General features: G+C 53.9%; 2 tRNA genes and 2 rRNA genes. All 4 read right to left on the bottom strand.

What is annotated here, in order from left to right:
* Positions 1 to 13 precede the first annotated feature (13 nt).
* A 23S ribosomal RNA gene (locus C8K18_RS32920) occupies positions 14 to 2,896 on the bottom strand.
* Between the two features lie 353 nt (positions 2,897 to 3,249).
* A tRNA-Ala gene (locus C8K18_RS32915) sits at positions 3,250 to 3,325 on the bottom strand.
* Positions 3,326 to 3,379: 54 nt separating this feature from the next.
* A tRNA-Ile gene (locus C8K18_RS32910) sits at positions 3,380 to 3,456 on the bottom strand.
* 72 nt (positions 3,457 to 3,528) lie between these two features.
* Positions 3,529 to 5,061: ribosomal RNA gene (locus C8K18_RS32905) — 16S ribosomal RNA — on the bottom strand.
* Together the 16S and 23S rRNA genes with 2 tRNA genes alongside form the textbook arrangement of a ribosomal RNA operon.
* Positions 5,062 to 5,125: the final 64 nt, after the last annotated feature.

Genomic DNA, 5,125 nt, shown 5'->3' with positions numbered 1-5,125 from the left:
ACACACCTGTTATAGGATCAAGCCTTACGGGCAATTAGTATCAGTTAGCTGAACGCATTACTGCGCTTACACACCTGACCTATCAACGTCCTGGTCTTGAACGACCCTTCAAGGGGCTCGAAGCCCCGGGGATATCTCATCTTAAGGCGAGTTTCCCGCTTAGATGCTTTCAGCGGTTATCTCTTCCGAACATAGCTACCCGGCGATGCCACTGGCGTGACAACCGGTACACCAGAGGTTCGTCCACTCCGGTCCTCTCGTACTAGGAGCAGCCCCCTTCAAATATCCAGCGCCCACGGCAGATAGGGACCAAACTGTCTCACGACGTTTTAAACCCAGCTCACGTACCTCTTTAAATGGCGAACAGCCATACCCTTGGGACCGGCTACAGCCCCAGGATGAGATGAGCCGACATCGAGGTGCCAAACACCGCCGTCGATATGAACTCTTGGGCGGTATCAGCCTGTTATCCCCAGAGTACCTTTTATCCGTTGAGCGATGGCCCTTCCATACAGAACCACCGGATCACTATGACCTGCTTTCGCACCTGCTCGACTTGTCGGTCTCGCAGTTAAGCACGCTTATGCCATTGCACTATCAGCACGATTTCCGACCGTACCTAGCGTACCTTCGTACTCCTCCGTTACACTTTGGGAGGAGACCGCCCCAGTCAAACTGCCTACCATGCACTGTCCCCGATCCGGATTCACGGACCAGGGTTAGAACCTCAAACAGATCAGGGTGGTATTTCAAGGATGGCTCCACGCAAACTGGCGTTCACGCTTCACAGCCTCCCACCTATCCTACACAGACCGGTTCAAAGTCCAATGCAAAGCTACAGTAAAGGTTCATGGGGTCTTTCCGTCTAGCCGCGGGGAGATTGCATCATCACAAACACTTCAACTTCGCTGAGTCTCGGGAGGAGACAGTGTGGCCATCGTTACGCCATTCGTGCAGGTCGGAACTTACCCGACAAGGAATTTCGCTACCTTAGGACCGTTATAGTTACGGCCGCCGTTTACCGGGACTTCAATCAGGAGCTTGCACCCCATCATTTAATCTTCCGGCACCGGGCAGGCGTCACACCCTATACGTCCACTTTCGTGTTTGCAGAGTGCTGTGTTTTTATTAAACAGTCGCAGCCACCAGTTTATTGCAACCCCTTCACCCTTCTGGCGCAGGCCAGTCAGGCTACAGGGGCGTACCTTATCCCGAAGTTACGGTACCAATTTGCCGAGTTCCTTCTCCCGAGTTCTCTCAAGCGCCTTAGAATACTCATCTCGCCCACCTGTGTCGGTTTGCGGTACGGTCACTGTTGAACTGAAGCTTAGAGGCTTTTCCTGGAACCACTTCCGATTGCTTCGTCGCCTAAACGACTGGCCTCGCACCCTTGAATTCCGCGCCCGGATTTGCCAAAGCGCCTTCTCCAATGCAAGGACCGGGACTTCCAACACCCGGACAACCTTCCGCGATCCGTCCCCCCATCGCATTCAACACTGGTGCAGGAATATTAACCTGCTTCCCATCAGCTACGCATTTCTGCCTCGCCTTAGGGGCCGACTCACCCTACGCCGATGAACGTTGCGTAGGAAACCTTGGGCTTACGGCGAGGGGGCCTTTCACCCCCTTTATCGCTACTCATGTCAGCATTCGCACTTCCGATACCTCCAGCACACTTTCCAGTGCACCTTCGCAGGCTTACGGAACGCTCTCCTACCATGCACATAAATGTGCATCCGCAGCTTCGGTATATGGCTTAGCCCCGTTACATCTTCCGCGCAGGACGACTCGATCAGTGAGCTATTACGCTTTCTTTAAAGGATGGCTGCTTCTAAGCCAACCTCCTGACTGTTTTAGCCTTCCCACTTCGTTTCCCACTTAGCCATATTTGGGGACCTTAGCTGGCGGTCTGGGTTGTTTCCCTCTTGACACCGGACGTTAGCACCCGATGTCTGTCTCCCGTGATTGCACTCTTCGGTATTCGGAGTTTGCTATGGCGTAGTAATCCGCAATGGACCCCACAACCATGACAGTGCTCTACCCCCGAAGGTGATACACGAGGCACTACCTAAATAGTTTTCGGAGAGAACCAGCTATTTCCAGGTTTGTTTAGCCTTTCACCCCTATCCACAGCTCATCCCCTAACTTTTCAACGTTAGTGGGTTCGGACCTCCAGTACGTGTTACCGCACCTTCATCCTGGCCATGGATAGATCACCTGGTTTCGGGTCTACACCCAGCGACTGAACGCCCTGTTCGGACTCGCTTTCGCTACGCCTGCCCTAATCGGTTAAGCTTGCCACTGAATGTAAGTCGCTGACCCATTATACAAAAGGTACGCCGTCACCCTCTTGCGAAGGCTCCGACTGTTTGTATGCATGCGGTTTCAGGATCTGTTTCACTCCCCTCCCGGGGTTCTTTTCGCCTTTCCCTCACGGTACTGGTTCACTATCGGTCGATCACGAGTATTTAGCCTTGGAGGATGGTCCCCCCATCTTCAGACAGGATTTCACGTGTCCCGCCCTACTTGTCGTACACCTAGTTCTTCCTCGCTGTTTTCGTCTACAGGGCTATCACCTGCTATGGCGGCACTTTCCAGAGCCTTCGACTAACAATGAAGATAAAGAGTACAGGCTGGTCCCATTTCGCTCGCCACTACTCTGGGAATCTCGGTTGATTTCTTTTCCTGCGGTTACTTAGATGTTTCAGTTCACCGCGTTCGCTTCGCATGGCCTATGTATTCAGCCACGGATACCTCAAAAGAGGTGGGTTTCCCCATTCGGACATCTACGGATCAAAGCTCGTTTGCCAGCTCCCCGTAGCTTTTCGCAGGCTACCGCGTCCTTCATCGCCTGTGATCGCCAAGGCATCCACCACATGCACTTGTTCGCTTGACCCTATAACGGGTGTGTCTTCTCGGCCAGTGTTAGTGCTTTAGCACTTACTCTGGCCCGATCCCCGAAGGGGACCAGCGATCCGATCACTCGCTACAGGTTGAGTATTCGTGTTGCGCCGTATTCCAAGAGCAATCTTTCGATTACCTTTAAAATACATCGATACAATCACAACCCTGATTCACCTACTCGCACACCCATCTCTAAGCATGCTTTCGTGAATCTCTTTACTACTTCTTCCTGATTGTTAAAGAACGACAGCCGATACAAAGCTCTGCTTCATACCACTTGCTGACTGGCTCAATCGCCAATGCACAACGCTCTGCCTGTTTCACAGAACGCTACGCATTGAGGATTGGTGGAGGATGACGGGATCGAACCGACGACCCCCTGCTTGCAAAGCAGGTGCTCTCCCAGCTGAGCTAATCCCCCCGGTCATACAGAGATCACAGGAGTCACAGCCGACCAGCTCACCAGACATGACAGTGGTGGGTCTGGATGGATTCGAACCATCGACCCCCGCCTTATCAAGACGGTGCTCTAACCGACTGAGCTACAGACCCCTGAGTCTGTCTGCGTTTCTTTACTACAGCCGATAAGCGTGAGCGCTCAACGTTTGACACGTTCAGCTCTGGAAAGGAGGTGATCCAGCCGCACCTTCCGATACGGCTACCTTGTTACGACTTCACCCCAGTCATGAATCCTACCGTGGTGACCGTCCTCCTTGCGGTTAGACTAGCCACTTCTGGTAAAACCCACTCCCATGGTGTGACGGGCGGTGTGTACAAGACCCGGGAACGTATTCACCGCGGCATGCTGATCCGCGATTACTAGCGATTCCAGCTTCACGCACTCGAGTTGCAGAGTGCGATCCGGACTACGATCGGTTTTCTGGGATTGGCTCCACCTCGCGGCTTGGCGACCCTCTGTTCCGACCATTGTATGACGTGTGAAGCCCTACCCATAAGGGCCATGAGGACTTGACGTCATCCCCACCTTCCTCCGGTTTGTCACCGGCAGTCTCCCTGGAGTGCTCTTGCGTAGCAACTAGGGACAAGGGTTGCGCTCGTTGCGGGACTTAACCCAACATCTCACGACACGAGCTGACGACAGCCATGCAGCACCTGTGTTACGGCTCCCTTTCGGGCACATCCACCTCTCAGCGGACTTCCGTACATGTCAAGGGTAGGTAAGGTTTTTCGCGTTGCATCGAATTAATCCACATCATCCACCGCTTGTGCGGGTCCCCGTCAATTCCTTTGAGTTTTAATCTTGCGACCGTACTCCCCAGGCGGTCAACTTCACGCGTTAGCTACGTTACCAAGCCAATGAAGGCCCGACAACCAGTTGACATCGTTTAGGGCGTGGACTACCAGGGTATCTAATCCTGTTTGCTCCCCACGCTTTCGTGCATGAGCGTCAGTATTGGCCCAGGGGGCTGCCTTCGCCATCGGTATTCCTCCACATCTCTACGCATTTCACTGCTACACGTGGAATTCTACCCCCCTCTGCCATACTCTAGCCCGCCAGTCACAAATGCAGTTCCCAGGTTAAGCCCGGGGATTTCACATCTGTCTTAGCGAACCGCCTGCGCACGCTTTACGCCCAGTAATTCCGATTAACGCTTGCACCCTACGTATTACCGCGGCTGCTGGCACGTAGTTAGCCGGTGCTTATTCTTCCGGTACCGTCATCCCGCCCGGATATTAGCCAGGCGGTTTTCTTTCCGGACAAAAGTGCTTTACAACCCGAAGGCCTTCTTCACACACGCGGCATTGCTGGATCAGGCTTGCGCCCATTGTCCAAAATTCCCCACTGCTGCCTCCCGTAGGAGTCTGGGCCGTGTCTCAGTCCCAGTGTGGCTGGTCGTCCTCTCAGACCAGCTACAGATCGTCGCCTTGGTAGGCCTTTACCCCACCAACTAGCTAATCTGCCATCGGCCGCCCCTGTAGCGCGAGGTCCCGAAGGATCCCCCGCTTTCCTCCGCAGAGCGTATGCGGTATTAATCCGGCTTTCGCCGGGCTATCCCCCACTACAGGACACGTTCCGATGTATTACTCACCCGTTCGCCACTCGCCACCAGGATTGCTCCCGTGCTGCCGTTCGACTTGCATGTGTAAGGCATGCCGCCAGCGTTCAATCTGAGCCAGGATCAAACTCTTCAGTTCAAACCTGTTACTGTTTTCGGGCTCTTTCGAACCCGGTCGCTCACTCAACGTACTGACGAAGTGT

Origin of the sequence: Paraburkholderia sp. GV068 (assembly GCF_003058125.1) — a bacterium.
GTDB classification, from domain to species: Bacteria; Pseudomonadota; Gammaproteobacteria; order Burkholderiales; family Burkholderiaceae; genus Paraburkholderia; species Paraburkholderia graminis.
Note: the sequence above shows the minus strand (reverse complement) of the source record. Positions and strands in the feature narration are given on the sequence as shown.